The 21,362-nt window shown below is 70.7% G+C and carries 18 protein-coding genes and 2 pseudogenes; 8 read left to right on the plus strand and 12 right to left on the minus strand.

Annotated features, from left to right (window positions below; translation table 11 throughout):
• Positions 1 to 245: 245 nt before the first annotated feature.
• Positions 246 to 2,324, minus strand: a complete 2,079-nt coding sequence (locus M2271_RS12105; protein ID WP_280887270.1) for a hypothetical protein — start codon at positions 2,322 to 2,324, stop codon at positions 246 to 248.
• A gap of 169 nt (positions 2,325 to 2,493) precedes the next feature.
• Positions 2,494 to 2,766, minus strand: a complete 273-nt coding sequence (locus M2271_RS12110; protein ID WP_280887155.1) for a helix-turn-helix transcriptional regulator — start codon at positions 2,764 to 2,766, stop codon at positions 2,494 to 2,496.
• A 189-nt stretch (positions 2,767 to 2,955) separates the two neighbouring features.
• Between M2271_RS12110 and M2271_RS12115 the strand changes: the two genes are divergently transcribed.
• Entirely contained in the window at positions 2,956 to 5,526 is a 2,571-nt protein-coding gene (locus tag M2271_RS12115) for an ATP-dependent Clp protease ATP-binding subunit (protein WP_280887156.1), read from the plus strand.
• Positions 5,527 to 5,533: 7 nt separating this feature from the next.
• On the opposite strand, the gene ggt is transcribed toward M2271_RS12115, so the two are convergent.
• Entirely contained in the window at positions 5,534 to 7,342 is a 1,809-nt protein-coding gene (ggt, locus tag M2271_RS12120; protein WP_280887157.1) for a gamma-glutamyltransferase, read from the minus strand.
• A gap of 118 nt (positions 7,343 to 7,460) precedes the next feature.
• Here ggt and M2271_RS12125 point away from each other — a divergent pair, with 118 nt between their 5' ends.
• Together M2271_RS12125 and M2271_RS12130 are read left to right on the plus strand one after the other, a co-directional pair.
• A complete protein-coding gene (locus tag M2271_RS12125; protein ID WP_280887158.1) occupies positions 7,461 to 8,219 on the plus strand; it encodes a hypothetical protein in 759 nt (252 codons plus the stop codon).
• Between the two features lie 2 nt (positions 8,220 to 8,221).
• Positions 8,222 to 8,444: pseudogene (locus tag M2271_RS12130) on the plus strand (acyl esterase); the annotation flags it as partial.
• Positions 8,445 to 8,976: 532 nt separating this feature from the next.
• Here the strand turns inward: M2271_RS12130 and M2271_RS12135 are convergent.
• The 4 genes from M2271_RS12135 to pcaC all read right to left on the minus strand — a co-directional run bounded on the left by M2271_RS12135 (position 8,977) and on the right by pcaC (position 12,393).
• The gene (locus M2271_RS12135) at positions 8,977 to 9,384 is read right to left on the minus strand and encodes a DUF6278 family protein (protein WP_280887159.1); all 408 of its coding nucleotides are present in this window, start codon (positions 9,382 to 9,384) and stop codon (positions 8,977 to 8,979) included.
• Positions 9,385 to 9,581: 197 nt separating this feature from the next.
• The gene (locus M2271_RS12140) at positions 9,582 to 10,361 is read right to left on the minus strand and encodes an exodeoxyribonuclease III (protein ID WP_280887160.1); all 780 of its coding nucleotides are present in this window, start codon (positions 10,359 to 10,361) and stop codon (positions 9,582 to 9,584) included.
• Positions 10,362 to 10,421: 60 nt separating this feature from the next.
• Positions 10,422 to 11,057, minus strand: a complete 636-nt coding sequence (locus M2271_RS12145; protein WP_280887161.1) for an MBL fold metallo-hydrolase — start codon at positions 11,055 to 11,057, stop codon at positions 10,422 to 10,424.
• A gap of 34 nt (positions 11,058 to 11,091) precedes the next feature.
• Positions 11,092 to 12,393, minus strand: coding sequence for a 4-carboxymuconolactone decarboxylase (gene pcaC / locus M2271_RS12150; RefSeq protein ID WP_280887162.1), 1,302 nt, complete (start codon positions 12,391 to 12,393; stop codon positions 11,092 to 11,094).
• Positions 12,394 to 13,012: 619 nt separating this feature from the next.
• On the opposite strand from pcaC, the gene M2271_RS12155 reads away from it, so the two are divergent.
• Entirely contained in the window at positions 13,013 to 14,875 is a 1,863-nt protein-coding gene (locus tag M2271_RS12155; protein WP_280887271.1) for an ABC transporter ATP-binding protein, read from the plus strand.
• 250 nt (positions 14,876 to 15,125) lie between these two features.
• Here M2271_RS12155 and M2271_RS12160 read toward each other — a convergent pair whose 3' ends face one another.
• Entirely contained in the window at positions 15,126 to 16,316 is a 1,191-nt protein-coding gene (locus M2271_RS12160; protein WP_280887163.1) for an MFS transporter, read from the minus strand.
• A 9-nt stretch (positions 16,317 to 16,325) separates the two neighbouring features.
• Here M2271_RS12160 and M2271_RS12165 point away from each other — a divergent pair.
• Positions 16,326 to 16,472, plus strand: a pseudogene (locus tag M2271_RS12165) (MerR family transcriptional regulator); the annotation flags it as partial.
• Positions 16,473 to 16,659: 187 nt separating this feature from the next.
• Here M2271_RS12165 and M2271_RS12170 read toward each other — a convergent pair.
• The 4 genes from M2271_RS12170 to M2271_RS12185 all read right to left on the minus strand — a co-directional run bounded on the left by M2271_RS12170 (position 16,660) and on the right by M2271_RS12185 (position 18,885).
• Complete coding sequence (locus tag M2271_RS12170) at positions 16,660 to 17,340, minus strand: hypothetical protein (RefSeq protein WP_280887164.1); 681 nt, start codon at positions 17,338 to 17,340, stop codon at positions 16,660 to 16,662.
• Positions 17,341 to 17,501: 161 nt separating this feature from the next.
• Positions 17,502 to 17,732: a hypothetical protein gene (locus M2271_RS12175; RefSeq protein ID WP_280887165.1), complete on the minus strand. Its 231-nt coding sequence runs from the start codon at positions 17,730 to 17,732 to the stop codon at positions 17,502 to 17,504.
• A 314-nt stretch (positions 17,733 to 18,046) separates the two neighbouring features.
• Positions 18,047 to 18,400, minus strand: coding sequence for a restriction endonuclease (locus tag M2271_RS12180; RefSeq protein WP_348539162.1), 354 nt, complete (start codon positions 18,398 to 18,400; stop codon positions 18,047 to 18,049).
• Positions 18,397 to 18,885: a hypothetical protein gene (locus M2271_RS12185; RefSeq protein ID WP_280887166.1), complete on the minus strand. Its 489-nt coding sequence runs from the start codon at positions 18,883 to 18,885 to the stop codon at positions 18,397 to 18,399. The genes M2271_RS12180 and M2271_RS12185 overlap by 4 nt, the downstream gene beginning before the upstream one ends.
• Positions 18,886 to 18,994: 109 nt before the next feature.
• On the opposite strand from M2271_RS12185, the gene M2271_RS12190 reads away from it, so the two are divergent.
• Genes M2271_RS12190 through M2271_RS12200 form a run of 3 tightly spaced genes read left to right on the plus strand, consistent with a single transcriptional unit; the run spans position 18,995 to position 20,773 of the window.
• Complete coding sequence (locus M2271_RS12190; protein WP_280887167.1) at positions 18,995 to 19,522, plus strand: helix-turn-helix transcriptional regulator; 528 nt, start codon at positions 18,995 to 18,997, stop codon at positions 19,520 to 19,522.
• Positions 19,491 to 20,228 (plus strand): hypothetical protein, encoded by a 738-nt coding sequence (locus M2271_RS12195; RefSeq protein ID WP_280887168.1) that lies wholly within the window; start codon positions 19,491 to 19,493, stop codon positions 20,226 to 20,228. Before M2271_RS12190 ends, M2271_RS12195 begins: the two co-directional genes overlap by 32 nt.
• Positions 20,225 to 20,773, plus strand: coding sequence for a flavoprotein (locus M2271_RS12200; protein WP_280887169.1), 549 nt, complete (start codon positions 20,225 to 20,227; stop codon positions 20,771 to 20,773). The genes M2271_RS12195 and M2271_RS12200 overlap by 4 nt, the downstream gene beginning before the upstream one ends.
• The last annotated feature ends 589 nt before the right edge of the window (positions 20,774 to 21,362 follow it).

Raw genomic sequence — 21,362 nt, forward strand, 5'->3', positions numbered from 1 at the left:
ACGTTTCACACCTCTGTGGGTGAGTCGCTGGGCCGGTGAGCGGAGTGCCAGGGAGCTCGGCGGGAGGAGGGGAGCACGGAGGTGCGTCCGGGGGCGCTCGGAGCGCGTCGGGGGAAGCTCAGCGGGGCGTCGGGGAGGGGCAGGGAGGGGCTCTGCGCGGCGGACAGGGGGGCTCTGCGGCGGACAGGGGGGCTCTGCGGCGGACAGGGGGCTCTGCGTCGGACAGGGAGGGGCTCTGCAGAGAGTCAGGCGCTGAATCCTGCGACGCGAAGTGCGTGCACCAGGTCCCAGTGGCGCTCGTCCGAGACGCCCTGGGCTGCCTCCACCAGGAGCGGGACGAGCGTGTCCGGGTCGGGTTCGGCACTGCGGGCGGCCTCCTCAGGGGTGCGGACGCGCACGTAGGCGTCGAGGAGGGCGCGGACCTCGCGGTGACGGCCCTCGGTCGCCAGCGCGAGCACGGCTTTCCCGACCTCGGCGGCGGGCCGCCCGACGCCCTGCCGCAGGATCTGCTCGCCGTCGATGCTGCGCCCGGCCTCGACCAGCGCGTCGGCGGCGGCGACGAGCCGGTCGGCGGGCAGCGAGGCTGCCTCCCAGAGCAGGGTCGCCCAGTCGGCGCCCAGCCCGGCGCGCTGCATCTCCATGGCGAGCAGTGGGTAGCGGGCGGCGGGCCAGTACGCGAGCTCGATCAGCAGGGCGTGTGCCTCACCGCTGCGGCCCTCGACGCGCAGCCGCATGAGCCGCTCCACGGTCCGGACCGCCTCCCGCCGGCCCCCCGCGTCCAACGACTCGGCCCCCGGCTCCGACAGCGCGTCAGCCCGCGCGTCCGCCCGCGCTGCCCCGGCGAACCGGGCCCCGCGCTGAGTGCGGCCGCCGACCTCGGGCGTCACAGGCGTCATGGGCGTCATGGGCAGATCCGGTACGGCGGTCGGCGGTACGGCGACGGGGGCGGCTGTCCCCTCGGTCATACCGGCGAAGCGGGCACTGCTCCGGCGACGCTTGCGTTGCTTGGCCGCGGGGGCCGGCTGAGGGGTGACGGGGGCGTCGGTGGACGTCGGCTGCGGAGCCGAGGCGTCGTAGCCGGGATGGGACTGCGGAGGGGCGGTGGTGCGCAGGCGGGGGTCGTATGCGGGGGACGTGGCCGAATGGGCACCGGAGCCTGGATGTGCACCGTAGGCACCGGGGACGGGATGGGCGGAGCCGTCGGGCAGGGAAGGACCCGCAGGAGCCTGCCGCCGCGCCTCGCGACCGTCCCGTATCCCGGCGGCGGTCTCCTCCGCCGCCTCCAGCCAACCGGTCGCTGCGGCGGCGGGCCGCGCGTCGTGATCGCGCCGGCTCGGCATCTGCGGGAAGCCGCGGTCGCGCGCGCCACGCCCGTCGTGCATACCAAGCCCGTCGGGATGCTCGCCGTGCGAGGCGGGCCCGTCCGGCTGCTCGGTGGACGAGGCCCGCTCGCCGTACGAGCCGGGCCCGTCGGCGACCTGTCCGTCCGACGACGCACCGGGCCCATCCGACCGGGCCGGGGCCGAGCCGTGCCCGTCCGACTGGCTGCCGTACGAACCGCCCCCGTTCCGCCCCTCGCCCGGGGCGTCCTGGCTGGTCGATCGCGCACCGCCGGGCCCGCGGCCCTCCGGTCCCGCTGCACCCCCGCCGCGCCCGGCGTCATGTGAGGCACCGTGCGGAGCACCCCCGGCGCCCCGTCCGTCCGGCCGTCCGACGTCCGTCCCCGCTCCCTCCGCCCGGAACTCCTCGCGCGTCCGGATCACAGCGCCCTCCCCGACTGCCTCGCGTCGGATCGCCTGTGCCTGCTGGTCCGTGGTACGCCGGTCCAGGTACGTCATACGGGAGCGGATCTCGGCGCAGCGGCGGGTCGCGCGGGCGTGGTCGTCGCGGGCCCAGGCGAGGTCGAGGCGGAGGGCGTCGGCCTCCTCCTGGGTGGTGGCGGAGGCCAGCAGCCGGCCCAGTTCCGCCTGCCGTTCGATGGCGTAGCGCTGCTCGCGGAGCATGACGTCGAAGCGGTCCTCGAGGGCGTCCCTGCCATCGGGACGTGCGTCGTACGCGACGAGCGCGGCGGCGTGCAGCGCACGGGCGCGTTCCGTCTCGGCGCCGGCGACCTGGGGACCGTACGCCGTCGCGAGGTCCTGAAGGAGGGCCTCCACGACGTCCCACGGCGGCATCTCGCGGCCGTCGAGGCAGGCTTGCATGCCGTCGGGGTCGCGCTCCCAGAACACACCGCACCAACCGCCGCCCTGGTCGAGGCGTGCCAGGAGAGCGTCCAGGTAGTTCGCGAACTCCCGTACCTGCACGGGGAGTTGATCCACAATTATCGCCCAACTCCCGCCAGACCGGAGAACTCCGGTCCGTAGGGAACACCAGTCGTGTTACGGGAGAGCTACGAACAGTTTTCGGGGGCAGTGCGGGGACCTCGACACCGAACCTCGGGCCCTTGCACGCCGACCGCCCGGAAGACACCCTACGGAACCCGTCAAGGGCACCCTACGGAACCCCGGCAAAGCCCCCTCCCGCCCGCGCCGGCGCACACCTCCCCGCCAGGTCGTCCATCGACAGACCGAGCGCGCGGGCAGGCGCGGCCACGGTGAAGGAGGCCGGCGTCGGCGCACGGCCGGTCTCGATCTTGCGGAGCGTCTCGGCGGAGATGCCGGCGCTCGCCGCGACCTCGGTCATGCTGCCGCCCCGCGCCGCGCGCAGCAACCTGCCGAGCCGTTCGCCGCGTTCACGCTCTTCGGGAGTGAGAGGGTTACGCACCATGCCGCCATTCTCATACCGGTATATTAATTGCGTTGTGTTGCAGAAGGTGCCCCCTCCCACCGATCGTGCGAAGGTTTTCTACGAACGCGCGCCCAGGTGTGTACCGGCTCCCGCCCGGGTTACCCGGCTCCGGCACGTCGATCAGCGAGGGCGTCCCCGGCCCGCGCAGGGACGCCGGATGGGAACGCCATGACCAGCGGCTTCACCGGTCCGGAGGGCTATGACCCCTTCGGAGAGTTCCTCGCCCGCTTCTTCGGCGGACCACGCTCCGGTCCCCGCCAGATCGACATCGGGCGACTGCTCAGTCAGCCCGCCCGGGAGCTGGTGCGGGGCGCCGCCCAGTACGCGGCCGAGCACGGCAGCCGGGACCTGGACACGCAGCACCTGCTTCGGGCCGCGCTGTCCGCCAAGTCGACCCGGAGCCTGCTCAGCCGCGCCGGCGCGGATCCCGACGCGCTCGCCTCGCAGATCGACCAGCGCTCCGGCCCGGTCCAGCACCAGCCGGGCGAGGCCCCGCCGCCGACCTCGCTGTCCCTGACCCCGGCCGCCAAGCGTGCCCTGCTGGACGCGCACGACCTGGCCCGGGCGCGCGGCGCCGGTCACATCCGCCCCGAACACGTGCTGAGCGCCCTCGCCGCGAACCCGGACTCGGCCGCCGGGCACATCCTCAACTCGGCCCACTACGCGCCCTCCGGTCTGCCGCCCGAGGCGACACCCGACGGCGGGCAGGCCCGCGGCGAACGGCCGGCCTCCACCGGCACACCCACGCTGGACAAGTACGGCCGCGATCTGACCGACCTGGCCCGGCAGGGCGGTATCGACCCGGTGATCGGCCGGGAGGGGGAGATCGAGCAGACGATCGAGGTGCTCTCCCGGCGCGGCAAGAACAACCCGGTGCTCATCGGTGACGCGGGCGTCGGCAAGACCGCGATCGTGGAGGGGCTCGCGCAGCGGATCATCGACGGTGACGTGCCCGACGTGCTCATCGGCCGGCGGGTCTTCGCACTGGACCTGACCGGCGTGGTCGCGGGCACCCGCTACCGCGGGGACTTCGAGGAGCGGCTGAACACGATCGTGGGCGAGATCCGCGACCACTCCGGGGAGCTGATCGTCTTCATCGACGAACTGCACACCGTCGTCGGTGCCGGAGGCGGCGGCGAGGGCGGCTCCATGGACGCCGCCAACATCCTCAAGCCCGCCCTGGCCCGCGGCGAGCTGCACATCGTGGGCGCGACCACGCTGGAGGAGTTCCGCCGGATCGAGAAGGACGCGGCGCTGGCCCGCCGTTTCCAGCCGATCCTGGTGCCGGAGCCCACCACCGCGGACGCGATCGAGATCCTGCGCGGTCTGCGTGACCGTTACGAGGCCCACCACCAGATCCGCTACACCGACGAGGCCCTGGTGGCCGCCGTGGAACTGTCGGACCGCTACCTCACCGACCGTCGTCTGCCCGACAAGGCGATCGACCTGATCGACCAGGCCGGCGCCCGGGTACGGCTGCGGGCGCGGACCAAGGGCACGGACGTACGGGCCATGGAGCGCGAGGTCGAGCAGCTCACCCAGGACAAGGACCAGGCGGTCGCGGACGAGCAGTACGAGCAGGCCACGCAACTACGGGACCGGATCGGCGAGTTGAAGAAGCAGATCGCCGCGGCCACCGGTGGCGACACGGCGGACGAGGGCCAGCACCTGGAGGTGACGGCGGAAGCCATCGCCGAGGTGGTGTCCCGGCAGACCGGCATCCCGGTCAGCAGCCTCACCGAGGAGGAGAAGGACCGACTGCTCGGCCTGGAGGCGCACCTGCACGAACGGATCGTCGGCCAGGACGAGGCGGTCCGTGTGGTCGCCGACGCCGTGCTGCGCTCCCGCGCCGGGCTGGCGAGCCCGGACCGGCCGATCGGCAGTTTCCTGTTCCTCGGTCCCACCGGTGTCGGCAAGACCGAGCTGGCGCGGACGCTCGCCGAGGCACTGTTCGGCAGTGAGGAGCGGATGGTCCGCCTGGACATGAGCGAGTACCAGGAGCGGCACACCGTCAGCCGCCTGGTCGGAGCCCCGCCCGGGTACGTCGGCCACGAGGAGGCCGGCCAGCTCACCGAGGTCGTCCGCCGCCACCCGTACTCGCTGCTGCTCCTCGACGAGGTGGAGAAGGCGCACCCGGACGTCTTCAACATCCTGCTCCAGGTCCTCGACGACGGCCGGCTCACCGACTCCCAGGGCCGCACGGTCGACTTCACCAACACGGTCATCGTGATGACGAGCAACCTCGGTTCCGAGGCGATCACCCGGCGCGGCGCCGGCATCGGCTTCGGGGCGGGCGGCGCGGAGGCCGACGAGGAGGCGCGGCGCGAGCAGATCCTGCGGCCGCTGCGGGAGCATTTCCGACCCGAGTTCCTCAACCGTATCGACGAGATCGTCGTCTTCCGCCAGCTCACCGCCGGCCAACTGCGGGAGATCACCAAGCTGTTGCTGGAGAAGACCCGCCGGCTGCTGCACGCGCAGCGCATCGCCGTCGACTTCACCGACGCGTCGGTCGACTGGCTCGCCGAGCGCGGCTACCAGCCGGAGTACGGCGCCCGGCCGCTGCGCCGCACCATCCAGCGGGAGGTCGACAACCGGCTCTCCCGGCTGCTGCTGGACGGCCGGATCGGCGAGGACGGCCGGGTGACGGTGGACCTGGCGGACGGGCAGCTCGCCTTCCGTACGGAAGACCCGCCGCCCGTCGTCCGTACGGAAGACCCGCCGCCCGCCGCCGAGTTGTGACCGCCGTCTACTTCTGCTGCTTCGCCGGGCGCACGACCATCGCCGAGCCGCCGCCGCGCCGTACCGTCTCCGCGGCGGCCAGCCACTTCCCGTTCGGCAGGCGCTGCACGCCCGTCGTCGCGCCGATCTCGGGGTTCAGCTTGAAGGAGTGCCCGATGGCTTCGAGGTGCTTGCGCACCTCGCTGCCGTAGAGCGCCGGTTCCAGCTCGGTCTGGGCCGCGTTGCGCTGGCTGGCCCGCGGTGCGGCGATCGCGTCGACGAGGGGCAGCCCGCGGTCGAGGAACTCGGTCAGGGTCTGCAGCACGGTCGTGATGATGGTCGCGCCACCGGGCGAACCGAGCGCCACCACCGGCTTGTTGTGCTGGTCGAGCACGATCGTCGGCGAGATCGACGAGCGCGGCCGCTTGCCCGGGCCGGGCAGGTTCGGGTCGTGGACGGCCGGGTTGGCCGGGGCGAAGGAGAAGTCCGTCAGTTCGTTGTTGAGGATGAACCCGCGCCCGGGGACCGTGATGCCGCTGCCGCCGGTCTGCTCGATGGTGAGCGTGTAGGAGACGACGTTCCCCCACTTGTCGGCCACGGTCAGATGCGTGGTGTTCTCGCCCTCGTACGTCGTCGGCGCCGCCGTACCGCCCGCTGTGCAGGCCGCCGGGTGGCGCGGATCGCCGGGCGCGACCGGGCTGGTGAGCACCGCGTCGTCCTTGATGAGGCACGCCCGCGAGCGGGCATACTTCTGCGACAGGAGCCCCTTCGTCGGTACGTCCTCGAAGGCGGGGTCGCCGACCCAGCGCCCCCGGTCCGCGAACGCGATCCGGCTCGCCTCGATGAAGTGGTGCAGGTACTGGACCTCGCCGGCCTTCGAAAGGTTCGTGTTCTCCAGGATGTTGAGGGCCTCTCCGACGGTCGTGCCGCCGGAGGAGGAGGGGGCGATGGAGTAGACGCCGAGCCCGCGGTACGAGGTCTTCGTGGGCGCATGGAGCTTGGCGCGGTAGGCCGCGAGGTCCTTCTCCGAGAGGTCGCCGGGGCGGGCGTTCCAGCCGGAACCCGGGTCCACCGGCGGGTTGTTCACGGTGTCGACGATGTCGTCGCCGAGGTCTCCGCGGTAGATCGCGCCGGCGCCGTTGCGGCCCAACTCCGCGTAGGTGCGGGCGAGATCGGGGTTCTTGAAGGTCGAGCCGACCACCGGGAGCTGCCCGCCGGGCAGGAACAGCTTCGCGGTGTCCGGGAAGTAACGGAACCGGGTCTCGTTGGAGGCGGTCTGTGAGCGGAAGGTGTCGTCGACGACGAATCCGTCCCGGGCGATGCGCTCGGCGGGCTTGAGGACGCTGCCGAGCCCTCTGCTGCCCCAGTTGTCGAGTGCTGTCTGCCAGGTGGCGGGCGTGCCCGGGGTGCCGACGCTCAGGCCGCTGCTGACGACGTTCGCGAAGGCGAGCGGCTTGCCGTTCTCCACGAAGAGGTCGGAGTCGGCGCTCAGCGGTGCCGTCTCACGCCCGTCGATCGTGTGCACCGTACGGGACTTGGCGTCGTAGTAGACGAAGTAGCCGCCTCCTCCGACGCCGGAGGAGTAGGGCTCGGTGACGCCGAGCGCGGCGGCGGTGGCGACGGCCGCGTCGACGGCGTTGCCGCCCTTCTTCAGGACCTCGATGCCGGCGGCGGAGGCGTCCGCGTCGACGCTCGAGACGGCACCGCCGTAGCCGACGGCCACAGGGACTTTCCCGACGGGGGCGCCGGGCGGGGCGGGTGGAGCTGCCGCCCCCACCGACACCAGGGCGGCCGAGACCGCCAGCACCGACAGTTTCCGTGCGACAGGGCGACGCATCCGAACCTCCAGCAAAAGACCGTCCGCGCAGCTTATGCGATCGCCATGCCCCCGTCAGGAAGGCGCGTCGACCGGTCTCGAACACGGGTTCGCCGTTCGCCCGCTAGCATGCGCGCCCATGAATGACGACGTGCGCAACCTCGTCCTGGGCGTGGTGGCCGCCGGTATCAGTGCCGCGTTCGGCTGGCTGGCCCGGACCTACCTGTGGAAGCGGAAGCTCCGCCGCAAGCAGGCCTTCTTCGGGCTGCCCGACAACTCCGAGTCCCTGCTGGTCGTCAACCGTGACGCGGGCAGCCCCGACCTCACGGTGCACCGCTACGACGTGTTCGCGCTCCTCGAACTCTCCGCGCTCATCAAGGACTGCGGCGCACACGCCGAGGTGATCACCCAGGACGCGGCCCGGCAGGGCTTCGGTGAGCGGACGGAGTTCTGCGTGGGCGGCCCGGGCTCGAATCGACGCATGGCGGCCCACATGCTCGCCATGCTGCCCGGGGTGCGCGTGAACACCGACCCGGACCCGGGCCCTGACCGACTGGCCTTCCAGATCGGCAGCGAGCGCTACCGCATGGAGGCCGGCCTGACCGAGTACGTGCTGCTGGCCCGGCTCACGGCCGGAGAACCGGGCCTGGCCCGGCCCGTCTTCCTGTTCTGCGGCCAGCGCGCGATCACCAACCAGGCCGCGACCCGCTATCTCTCCCGCAATCACGAGCGGCTGGCCCGCAAACACGGCCACAACTCCTTCGTGCTGCTTCTGAAGGTCGTCAACTCACAGGCGTACGGCCCCGATGTGGTCGAACTGGTCGGGGACGTGACGCGGGCGGCGCAGGCACCTCTGCCGACCCCGGCGGCTGCGCGCAACTCCCACCGGGCTTCCTAGGTTCGCCGTACGCCTTCCACGAGCGAACGCCCCGGAAGCCGTTCGGCGTCGGCCCGGAGCTGCCCTCCACGGCTACGACGTCCTGGCCCAGGGCACCGGCCGGCCCTGGTGGTCGACACGGTCGACCCGCTCCCCTTCGAGCACAACCCGTCCGGCGCTCGGCTGACCTTCTCCTCACCGGCGAACGACCCGTCGTACGTGTCGATCCCGCTGCGCGAGCAGTGATCTCCGGCCGGCGCCGGGCGGGTAGGGCTCTGTGACTGCCGCCCCCTGCGGTCCAGGGGCCGTAGGGCCCCCACCCGCAGCAGCGTCCCTGGATCGGTCGGAGCGATCGGCGAGATCACCGTCATCACGGGGATGAACGGCACATCGTAGTCGAGGTTCGACGCGATGACCTTGCCGGCGTGACAGGGCGGCGCCGACGGCCGGTTCGACGGCGCCGAGGACACCGTCGCCGTGACCACCGGAACGAGGGACACGCGAGTGGTGCGGAACACGGTGCACACTCCCCCGCTCAGTACTTGAGGATCTTGGAGATGAAGTCCTTGGCGCGGTGGCTGCGCGGGTCGGTGTGACGTCACGCAAACGTCACGCAAGTCGATCGGAGGATCGACGGCCATGCCCAGCCCTACTCACTCTCAGCTCACTCTCAGCCGTGTCGTAGGTGCCGCAACTTATCCGCACAAGATCGACTTCAATGAACGACACGCACTTTTCGGGCATTAGCCGTATTTACATCGAACTGCGGGCCAGGGATTCACGCTTCGGCGACCTCGGCGTACAACTGGGAGAGTTCGGGCGCCCCGCTGGAGGCCCACTCGTGACCGGAGGCGACGACGTCGAACTCACGGCCGGAGTCGAGCCGGATCACGGGCTGGCCGTCCGGCCGGAGGTCCCAGGCAGCGCCCGGGACGGTTCGTACGACGACCGTGCCGAGGTAGAGCCCGGCGTCGTTGCCGAGCCAGGGCAGCACCTCCTCGTCGTCCCGCCAGCGCGGCACCAACTGGTCCAGCGCCTCCAACGAGGCCGCGGTGTCGTCGAGTTGGATGCCCTCCCGGGACGCCTGCGAACGCAGCAGTTCACACTCGGAGAGGAGGTCGGCGATGCCCTCGGGGTCGGGGGCTCCGGGCTTGTCGTGCCGGTGGCCCAGAAAAGGGATCTTCATACGCCCAGCGTGTCATTCACCCCACCCTGCGCACCACAGGCGCGCGGGCTTTCGATGGGGTCGACCTCACGAGGGCTTCGCGCATCGCTCGTCGACCTGTCTCCGGTGTCTCCTTACGACAGCGGGGACCATCTGCATCCCGGGTACGCGGGGTTGGCCGCGCTCGGGGAGCCGGTGGACCTGCGGCTGCTGCGCGGCTACACGTCGAGGTCGACCACGACGGGCGCGTGGTCCGAGGCGCCCTTGCCCTTGCGCTCCTCGCGGTCGACGTAGGCGTCCTTCACGGCCTTCGCGAACGGCTCGTTGCCGTACACCAGGTCGATGCGCATACCGCGGTTCTTGGGGAAGCCGAGCTGGCGGTAGTCCCAGTACGTGAACGGGTGCTCGTACTTGAGGGGCCGCGGGACCACGTCGGACAGGCCGGCCCCGCGCAGGGAGGCGAGGGCGGCGCGCTCGGCGGGGGTGACGTGGGTGGAGCCCTCGAAGGCGGCCCTGTCGTACACGTCGTCGTCGGTCGGAGCCACGTTGTAGTCGCCCATCACCGCGAAGGGGCGGCTGCCCGCCGCGTCGCCCGCGACAGCCGCCTTCAGGGCCTCGAACCACTGGAGCTTGTACGCGTAGTGCGGGTGGTCCACCTCGCGGCCGTTCGGCACGTACACCGACCAGACACGGACCGGGCCGCAGGTCGCGGAGAGGGCACGGGGTTCCGGGGCGCCGTCGTAGCCGGGGTCGCCGGGCAGGCCCTTGACCACGTCCTCGACGCCCACACGGGAGATCACCGCCACGCCGTTCCACCGGCCGGTGGCGTGCACCGCCGCCTCGTAGCCCAGCTCGCGCAGCTCGTCGAACGGGAACTGGGCCTCGGCGACCTTGGCCTCCTGGAGGCAGAGCACGTCGGTGCCACTGCTCTCCAGCCAGGCCAGGAGCCTCGGCAGGCGGGCGGTGATCGAGTTCACGTTCCAGGTCGCGATGCGCATGTCTCACAACCTACCGGGCGGGTCTGACAACGCCGCCCGCCCGGGACCCCGGAGGGGGCGTCACACCTCGGCCGACTCCCCCGGCGTCAGCCGCAGGTGGTCCGTGCCGCCCAGGGCGCCGATCTGACCGTCGTAGATCGGGCGGGCGAGGTCGGTGAGGAGGGCGTCGTGGATGTCGTAGGCACGTTGCGGCCCGACCTCGCGGACGTAGTCGATGACCTCGGAGAGCTTGCTCCAGGGGGCCATCACCGGGAGCATCAGCGTCTCCACGGCGTGGTCGGGGACGGTGAGCGCGTCGCCGGGGTGGAAGACCTTGCCGCCGTCGACGAGGTAGCCGACGTTGGTGATCCGCGGGATGTCCGGGTGGATGACCGCGTGCAGCTCGCCGTGGACCTGGACGTCGAAGCCGGCGGCGGTGAAGGTGTCGCCGTGGCCGACGGTGTGGACACGGCCGGGGAAGGCGGCGGAGATCTGCTCGGCGACCGATCCGAGGGTCCAGATCTCGGTGGCCGGGTCGGCCGCCAGGGCCGCCCGCAGCCGCCCCTCGTCGAAGTGGTCGGGGTGCTCGTGCGTGACGAGGATCGCGTCCGCGCCGAGGGCGGCGTCCTCCTCGCTGAATCCGCCGGGGTCGAGGACGAGCGTCTGCCCGTCCTTCTCGAGGCGGACGCAGGCGTGCGACATTTTCGTCAGTTTCATGACGTCCATCCTGCCTCCGCCGCGCGCGCGGGGCTCACTCGGTGGGGGTCGTCTCCTCGCGGATGACCTGCTGGGCCACCTTGAACGCGCTGTTCGCCGCCGGAACCCCGCAGTAGACGGCCGCGTGCATCAGCACTTCCTTGATCTCGGCCGGGGTGAGGCCGTTGCGCAGGGCGGCGCGGGTGTGGAACGCGAGCTCGTCGAGGTGGCCGCCCGCGACCAGGGCGGTGAGGGTGACGCAACTGCGCGTGCGCCGGTCCAGGCCGGGCCGGTCCCAGATCTCGCCCCAGGCGTAGCGGGTGATGAGCTCCTGGAAGTCCCCGGAGAACTCGTCGGCCTGGGCCATCGCCCGGTCGACGTGTGCGTCGCCGAGCACCTCACGGCGCACCTTGAGGCCGGCGTCGTACGGGTCCGGGCGGCCCATGACCTGCGGTTCGACGGCGGCGGGGGCGATCTCGGCGATCGGCTGCGCGGGCTGCGGCGGCGCGGCGGCCAGGATCGGTTTGACCGGGGCCGCCTGGATCGCCGTCATACCGGTGGTGGAGTCGAAGCCGGGCTGCCAGGCGGTGGAGAAGTGTCTGACCAGCAGGTCGGTGACGGCGCCGGGCTGCTCGACCGGTACCAGGTGGGAGGCCCCGGGGACGACGGCGAGCCGGGCGTCCGGGATCCCGGCGACCAGGGTGCGGGCCTCGGCGGGGCCGGTGACCTGGTCGTCCGAGCCGACGAGGACGAGCGTCGGGACACCGACCCGGGCCAGTTCGCCCCGTACGTCGAACGAGGCCAGCGCCTCGCAGGCGGCGATGTAGCAGCCGGGGTCGGTGGTGCGTACCATCTGCACGGCCCACTCGGTGATGGCGGGCTGCGCGGCGGCGAAACCACCGGTGAACCAGCGGTCCGGGGACGTACGGGCGATGGGGTCGAGCCCGTTCGTCCGCACGATCACCCCGCGCTGGCGGAACTCGTCGGCCGTGCCGAAGCGGGGCGAGGCGGCGATCAGCGCGAGTGAGGCGAGACGCTCGGGATGGCGCAGGGCCAGCTCGATCCCGACCGCGCCGCCGAGCGCACAGCCCGCGTAGCCGAAGCGCTGCACACCGAGGCCGTTGAGGGTGGCGAGCAGTCGCGCGGTGAGGTCTCCGACGGCACCTGCCGGGTACGCGGGCGCACCGCCGTGCCCCGGCAGGTCGAACCGGAAGACCCGCCACTGCTTCGCCAGCTCGGGGACCTGCCGGTCCCACATGTGCCAGGTGGTACCCAGGGAGGGACCCAGGATCAGGACGGGAGCGTCTTCTGGCCCGTCAAAGCGGTATTGCAGGGTGTTCGTCGGTGTCTCACTCACCCGCCTGACCCTCTCATCTGTCACGAGATGTCACATCGCCGGGGTGGACCTGGCGGGCCTTGCCCCGCTCCGGCACTGCCGCACCTGCCGACGAGAGCCCAGGTATCCGTTCTCCGGCATGTACTCGTGGCCGTGCCTACCGCACGGCCGCCGCGGACTTCCGCTGCGGCCCGGTCCGTGCTGTCCGCAACCCCCTGAAGGAGTGAACCGCCCTGATCGAACGAGTTTGAGCCGCGTCCGCCCAGAGCCCGCACGCCCTGCCCCTGGGATGAGAACTCCCGTTCACCAAATGCCCTCCGATCGGGCCGTGACGGGACCAGGTCCAGCGCGTTTTTAGAGCATCGATGCCACACCGACGCCCAGACGGAGGACACGCCATGCACCCCACCCCTGCCCCCTTGCAGCAGACTCCTGGAATCGAACGGCGGCCCGGCGTGATCACGCACAACGTTGACGGCAAGCTCAGCTCAGCACGTCCGGATACGGGGTGGGCGGCATGAGTGAGCCCACCGATGCATCAGCCGCCAGTGTCCCGGGACCGCGCACCACCCCCGCAGCGTCCCCCACCGCCCCCTCCGCACCGAGTGGCGTCTCGCACCCGTCCGCTCCCGAGCCGCAGATGCGGTACGTCGACCTGACCGGCAGCCGCGAGGCGGCCGGCCGCTCGATCCGGATGCGCGACATGGCCCGACGCCTGCCGCAGCTGGTGCGCCGCTCGCTGGCTCTCGCCTGGCGCGTCGATCGACGCGCCACCGTCGGCCTTCTGCTGTGCCAGACCGTCACCGGCATGATGCAGGCCCTGGGCCTGATCGCCATCGCCGGCACCCTGACCGCCCTGCTGCGCGAGGGAGACGTCTACCATCGGCTCCTTCAGGCGTGGCCCTCCGTCGCCCTGCTCGCCGGTGCCGCCGGTGTGCGCGCGCTCCTCGGAATCACCGTCAACTGGCTGTCCTCCCGGCTGGGCCCGCTGATGTCACGCGAGGCCGAGCAGATGCTGCTGACCGGCTGCGCCGAGGTCGAGCTGTGCGCGTACGACGACCCCGACTTCAACCGTGACCGGGAAGCCGCCGACCGCGGCGCCCAGGTCACCGGCGACCTGATCAACGAGGGCCAGGACCTGATCGCCTCGGGCGCCGGCTTCCTCGCCGGGGCGATCGTGCTGACCGGCGTGCACTGGGTCCTTCTCCCGCTCCTCGTCGCAGCCAGCCTGCCGCAGGCCCTGGCTCAGGTGAGCGCTGCGCGCGTCCGGTACTTGGCGAATCTGCGCAGCAACGGCGACAACCGGATGCTGTCGGTGCTGCGCTGGCACATCTACACCAAGGACGCCGCCGACCAGATCCGCGCCGGCACCATGGCCGGCTTCCTGTCCGGCCGGTACCGGCACACGGTCGCCCGGATCAACCGCGAGGACCGGGCCGCGGCCGACAAGGGAGCCCGGATGTCCCTGGTCGGCGCGGTGTGCGGAGGGCTGGGCTCGGCGGTGGTGTGGGCGGCGGTCGTGTGGCTGCTCGCGACCGGCCGGATCACCGTCGGGCATGCCGGGACGGCCGTCTTCGCCCTGCAGACGGTAGGCATGTCGGTCCGCGGTCTGGTGGCCGTCGGTGCGCGCGCAGTGCGGACTGGGCTGTACATGGACGACTGGACCGGCTTCCTCGACAAGGCCGGCGGCTTCCGCATGCGCCGGGGCCCGCGCCGTCCCGAGTCGCCGGGGACGATCGAGGTCAAGTCGGTCACCCACCGGTACGCCGGCAAGGACCGCGACGCGCTGTCCGACGTCTCCCTCACCTTGCGCCGGGGCGAGGTCACCGCGCTGGTGGGCTTCAACGGCTCGGGCAAGTCGACGCTGTCGAAGCTGGTCAGCGGCCTCTACCTGCCCACGGACGGGCAGGTGCTGTGGGACGGTGTCCCCACCGGTGACGCCGATCCGCAGGCTCTGTGGCAGCAGGTCGCCCTCGTGCCGCAGGACTACGCGCACTGGCCACTGACCGTGCGCGAGAACGTGACCCAGGGTCAGCCCACGGCGCGCGGCGACGCGGCGGTCCGCGAGGCGTGCGAAGCGGCCGACGCCGACGAAGTCGTCGACAAGCTCGGTGCCGGCCTGGACACCCTCCTGGCCCGCGAGTGGCTCAACGGGGAGGAACTCAGCGGCGGCCAGTGGCAGCGCATCGCCCTGGCGAGAGCGTTCTTCCGCCAGGCCGGTCTGCTGGTCCTCGACGAGCCGACGGCGAACCTGGATCCCCGCGCCGAGTACCGCATCTTCCAGCGGCTGCGAAACCTCGCCCGGGACCGGGCGGTGTTGCTGGTGACCCACCGCATCACCAATGTCGCCATCGCCGACCGCATCGTGGTCCTCGACGACGGCAAAATCGTCCAGGAGGGCACCTACGCCCAGCTCTCCCAACAGCCGGGCTTGTTCCAGCAGTTGCTGTCCTATCAGATCACGTCCGAGCCGGACGGCGAGAAGCGTGAGACCCCCGCATGAGCGGCCCCGGCGCCACCTCAGTACGCCCCGCCGAAGCGTCCGCACCCACGGCCTCGGACGACCTCGCCCCTCCGCGGCCCCATTCCTCGATGATGGGCACCGACGAAAGCGGCGCTGACGCACCGACGGAACGGGCGGCATCGTGATCACGATGCCGCCCGTTCCGTGTTGTCAATCGTCGCGGCGGCCGGGCGACTCCGTGCGGCGGTCCGTGGGCGGAAGACAGCCTAGGCACAAACAGCCCGAGCCTCTACACCCGCTTCGACCCCGAGCCTCGCAGCGGCGAGCCCTTCGCCCTGGCGTGGGGAGAACCGGTACGGTCCATCCTTCTCCAGGCCGGGAAGATCACTGGACACAGCGTGGCGAGCAGATACACACCGCCAACCGCCAGCAGCGTGGAGGGCAGGCCGACCGAGTCCACGAGCAAGCCTGCGGCCAGTCCGCCAAGCGGAGTGACCAGCTGGACCGAGGCCGTTGTCGCGCTCAGCACGCGGCTGCGCAGGTCCTCCGGGACCGTCTCATACGTCACGGTGGCCATGATCGGGTTGAGTACACCGAAGGCGAGACCCTCTACCGCCATCGTCAGAGCCAGCGGGGTGAAGGTGTCGGTGAAGGCGGCCACCACGAAGCGCGGCAGGCCCCCGATGAGAAAGGCGATCGTGAACACGGGCCACCGCCGAAAGCGGCTGCCCACCGCCCCGTAGACCAGCGCCCCGGTGAGAGCGCAGATCCCGAACGACGCGTTCAGCAGACCGAGATGGACGGCACCGTCAAGCTCCTCACGGGCATGGACGGGCAGGAGCACGGCGCTCCATCCCTGGTCGAGTCCCCTGGTGACCAGGGTCATCAGGCACAGGCCCAGCAGCAGCGGCGTGGCCGCCACGAAGCGATACCCTTCAGCGAGTTCACGACGGTAGGCCCGCAGCGTCGTCGGCTCGGCCCGTCGTTGGGCCCGTGCCTCTGGCATGCCGCGCACCCCGAACGCGAAAGGTGGCGCGGCCACGGCGAAGGTCGCGGCATCTACCAACAGGACGTTGGCGGCTCCGAGTACGGCGATCAGCACACCTCCGAGAGCGGATGCCGTCAGAGCCGCACAGCGTGCCGCACCGTCGTACAGCCCGGCGGCCCTGGTCAGCGGCATTCCGGCGCGTTCGGCGAGCGTGGGCAACAGGACGCCGGGAGCGGCTTCACCCGGCGCACGGAACAGCCCTGTCATCGCCATCAGCACGCACAGCATCCAGAACTGCAGGATGCCGGCGAACTGCAGAAGCGGGATCGCCGCAACGGCGACCCCGCAGGCGAGATCCGAGGCGACACTCACCCGCCGTCGGCCCATCTGGTCGATGACCGGACCGCTGACGAGCGCAGCGAGCACGGCGGGCAGCAGCGTGCAGAACGCCACGGTCCCGGCCTTGGCGGCACTGCCCGTGCTCTGCAGCACGAATTACGCGTCCTGCCCACCGTCCAGACCCTCGGCCGCTGGATCGACGCCAACGGCTACCGCTCGGCCGGCTACCCCCGAGAGATCAACCTGGAATGCCCCGGCAACCACAACGAGTGGGTCACCGAACTCCAAGAACCGGTGAACAAGGTCTGACAAGAGAAGATGGGCCAGCCAGGCTCTCCTGGCTGGCCCCAGCGCGATCCGCCATCAGCGAGTGCAGACCACTTCGGGCATCTGTGCAGCCGACTTCGAAAGCTGACACCCGGGGCATCGGCGTTTTTCAGTGGGCGCTACGGGAACCCCTTGACGGGGCCCGAATGGCCTCTCGACCAGTTCGGCATCAACTGGTCCAGAAAGAGGAGAGGTTCTTGTAGGTGCCGTGGTCGGCGATCTTACCGTCGAACGTGACAGAGTTCCCGTTCTCCGTGTCGATACAGACCAGTCGACGGCCCCTGAAGAGGCGGTAGTCTTTGCCACTTACCCACGTAGTGGCGTCGACCCCCAGCTTGAACTCCTTCGGCAGGTTCTCATAGGTGCCGTGATCGGCAATTCTACCGTCGTAGGTGATGGCGTTACCGTTTGTCGTGTCGATGCACACGAGGTGGTCACCCTTGAACAAGCGATAATCCCTGTGGCTGACCCACGTAGTGGCATCAATATCCAGCTTGAAGTCCTCCGGCAGATTCTTGTAGGTGTTGTGGTCGGCGATCTTACCGTCGAACGTGACAGAGTTCCCGTCCTCCGTGTCGATACAGACCAGTCGACGGCCCCTGAAGAGGCGGTAGTCTTTGCCATATACCCACGTAGTGGCGTCGACCCCCAGCTTGAAGTCCTCCGGCAGGTGCTTGTAGGTACCGTGATCGGCGATCGTCCCGCCGAACGTGATGATGTTGCCCGCTTCTGTGTCAATGCAGGCGAGTCGATTTCCCTTGAAGAGGCGGTAGTCCCGGTGACTCACCCATGTAGTGGCATCCATTATCCGATTCCTTTCCTTGAGAATTTTCGTGAAGTCATGGCTCATCCACCAAATGACTCTGCCATTGGTGGCAAGTCAAAAAAAAGTAGCAGCAATGAAGCAGGAGAGGATCTCTACTGTAAGCCAAGAGGCCCCAATAATAATCAATTCGAGTGCCACCCGTATGGCATCCGGGGGTTTCCTGGGTCAACAAACTTGATGGGTCGTCAGCTTGCTGCGGGCCCTTCGGGTGGTTGCGCAGTGTGATCGGAGGCGTTGGCTCTGGCGGTTTCGGAAGCCACCAGGTAGACGAACCAGTCCTTCAGATCGTGGACGTACGCCTTGACCGTGTTCGGTGACTTCTCGCCCCAGGCCAGGTAGCGCTCGATCGGCGCGACCGCCACGTGGTCGTCCCCGAGCACGGTCCACGACTCGGCCTCCGAGTCCGGCATCAGCACGCGCTGCACCCTCATCCAGGACGGGGCCGAGAGGGCTTCACCCGTACGTGCTGCACGTCCTGGACAGTGCCTCAATGCCCGATTTTTCCCGCTCCGGTCGCGGCGCGAGGGTCGGCAGCTCCTCGGCCCTGGCGGGCCTGCGGTGACCCGCGCGGCGGACCACCAGGAGCAGGCCGGGCATGGGAGAGCCCCCAGCTGGGTCGGGTGGAACGGCCAGCTGGGGGCTCCGTACGCCCGCGTCCACGGGGGAAGACGACGGGCGGTCTGGGGCCGATCAGGTCGAGGACGCTGCCGGGCGTGTGCTGTTGAGCCGGTCAAGGCGTTCGTAGAGGGCGCGGACCATGCGGGCCCGCTGCTGTACGCAAGTGCACTGTGCCCATCCGGCGAGCCGACAGCTGGCGGTCCGCTTCGGCGAGGACGACCTCGCCCAGGGCCCGGATCTCGTCGCCCTCGGCCAGTTCGTCGCAGAGCTTGCGGACTTCGCCGGCGACCGCCCGGCCGTGCCCGGTCAGCTGCAGGGCGAGCTGCAGGCAGTCGCTCGACGACAGGTCGGCCATGTCCGGCCAGTCGAGCAGTTCCTTGACCAGCTTCATGTACGGCTCGCTGTCGAGGGGGAACTCCGCGCCGAGCAGACCCTCCGGGTCGTACAGCACGGTGTACGAGCTCATGACGCCGCCACCGGGGCCGTCACGGGCTTGTCGACCGTGGCCAGCGCGTCGAGCAGGGCCCGCGGATCGACCCGGGCGGACATCCCGCCGAGGAGCGGGTCGGTCTCCTGGTCCCGCCACAGGGACGGGATGTCCCGCGCCGGGCGGCTCAGCCAGTGCGCGGAGTACGAGCTGTCGCCGCCCGGCGCGGGCAGCAGGAGCCAGGAGCTGAGGGAGAGCACTCGCACACCGGGGGTGTCCTCCCACAGATGCACCCAGCCCTCGTCCACCACCACGATCAGCTCCTGGCGGGAGGGGTCGGCGAACACCGAGTACCCGTCCTCGACGGGCAGGTCCAGGGCGTCGAGCGCCGCGAGGCCGCGCTGCAGGGGCGAGATCACGACCGCGTCCCGGCCGCCGCCGCACTGGACGAAGCGGGTCGCGCCGGGGCTGGCGGTGCGCAGATGGGCGAGGGTGTTGTCGTCAGGGACGAGGAGGGCCCCCACGTTGGGGTGAGGGGGTTCTGGGACTTGGCCATATCCGGACGGTAGGGGCGGTATACCGGGGTCAGACCACACGATGTGTGTGGGTCGTGCTCCGCATCCGGAGAAACCCATGGACCCCTTCCAGTTCGGCCGCCGAGTCAACTACTGGCGCACCCGCCGACGCATGTCCCGCCAGGAGTTCGCCTACCTCATGGGCAAGTCCCTGCGCTGGGTCGAGGAGCTCGAAGGCGGGCGCCGCCAGGCCGACCCGCAGCTGTCGGTGATGCGGCTCGCCGCCCTGCGCCTCGGCATCACGCTGGAGCGGCTGATCGCCGACGTCATCGACACCGAGTGCGTTGGGCAGAGCGAGATCGACGCCGTACGCCGCGCGCTGCACCGGCACGACGTGATCACGGGCGCGGTCGACGACTCCCCCGAGGAGCCCCTGCCCGTCGAGCGGCTGCGCCCGGCCCTGACGTACGCCAGGACCGGCTTCCAGGCCGGGCACTTCGCGCAGCTGGGCAGCGCCATCCCCGCCCTGCTCGTCAACGCGACCCGGGCCGCCCAGCACCACCGCGGCGACGACCGGCGCACCGCGTACGAGCTGCTCTCGCTCACCCTGGAGTTTGACCGAGGTCGCCGCCATCAAGTGGGGTGACACCGAGCTGGCGCTCATCGCCGGGCACCGCGCCGTCACCGCCGCCGAGCGCAGCGAGAACCCCGTCCTCATGGCCTCGGCCGCCCGCCACCTCGGCAACGCGATGACCAACCACGGCCAGGCCGCCGACGCCGCCCGGTTCGTGCTCGCCTCAGCCCACCGCCTCCAGGACGAGCTGCTGCGCAGCGGTCCGGGCGGCTTCTCGGTGTTGGGGATGCTCTACCTCAAGGCCGCCATGGCGTCCGCGGCGGCCGCCGAGGCCGACGACCGCAACCCCGCCGCCCACGCCCGCCAGCTCCCCGACCACCTCGACCAGGCCGACGAGCACGCCGCCCGCCTCGGCCGGGACGACAATCTGCTGTGGACCAGCTTCGGGCCGACGAACGTGTCGCTGTCCCGCGTCGCCGCACACGTCCAGCTCAGCGAAGGAGCGGACGCCGTCGCGGTCATCCCGACCCAGGCGTTCAGCAACCTCCCCAAGGAGCGCCGGGCGCACCTGCTCGCCGACCGTGCCCTCGGCGAGCTGCAGGCCGGACAGCGTGAGAAGGCGGTCGACACCCTGCTGGATGCCGAGGAGCTGGCCCCCGAAGAGGTCCAGTGCCGACCCCGCACGAAGACCACCGTCGAGAACCTGCGCCTACTCGGAGCCGGGTCCGCCGAGGGCCGGTTGCGCACGCTCGCTGATCGCTGTGGACTGCCCCGGTGACGAACCGCACCCTGTACCTGATCGCCTGCGCCGCACCGCCCTCCCGCCGCCTCACCGTGCCCATCCGCGCTGCCCAACAGGCCGGGTGGGACGTCTGCACGATCCTCACGCCCTCCGCCTACCGGTGGGCATCCGAGGACGCCGAGGGCGAGATCGAGGCCCTGCAGCAACTCACCGGGCACCCAGTCCGCCACGAGTACAAACTCCCCAGCCAGGAGGACGTCCTCCCGGCCCCCGACGCGCTGCTCGTCGCCCCGCTGACCAGCAACACGGTCAACAAGTGGGCCGCAGGCATCAGCGACACCCTCGCCCTCGGGCTCATCACCGAGGGCATCGGGCTGCAGCTGCCCATCGTCGCCCTGCCCCACTGGAACAACGCCCAGGACGCACACCCCGCTATCACCCGCAGCGTCCAGACCCTGCGCGACGCTGGCGTCACCGTCCTGCTCGGTGAAGACGCGTTCGTACCGCACCCACCACGGCACGGCAACCTCGACGCCTACCCATGGCAGGCCGCTATCAAGGCCCTGCCTGCCTCGTCCTGACCCCTCACGCAAGGTTTCCTACGGGGAGACTCCCGCCCCGCGTTTCCCCATATGTATGGGGAAACGCGGGGCGCGGTTCAGGATATGCGGGGGCTCCCCCCACCCCCCGCCCATGTACGTGAGGCAATTCCCTGTGATCGAAACGAGGTTGGCGGCAAGAACCGTTGCCAGAGGACGGCGATCAACCGTCCCGAAGTCTTCGGACACTACGGTGGTCTCCCATAAGGGGAAGCGCCCACCGTGAATGAAGCAGGTCAGCCGATGGGCGAAGCGAAGTGGTCAGCGTCTGGCGCGCATAGCGAGGCGCACCGCGATGCGGTGTTCACAAGCAGCGCCTCCAACACTTCGCCGGGATGACCACCCGGCACCTCCACGCATTCTCACCTCGGACACCGGCCCTCCGCAACGACGATCCGTTCGACGGACGGCTCGCACAGGGAGTCGTCCGAGATGCGCCGATGAAGGCAGAACCTGCCGACCCCCTGGATCCGGGACGACACCGGCCTTGAGCGTTCTCGGTCAAGGGCGGGTCGGCCATAAACTCGTCCGTCCAGAGCGTCTCGTCGCCCACCGAGGCGCAGGTTCCCGC

It is taken from the genome of Streptomyces sp. LBL (assembly GCF_029893585.1).
Taxonomy (GTDB): Bacteria; Actinomycetota; Actinomycetes; order Streptomycetales; family Streptomycetaceae; genus Streptomyces.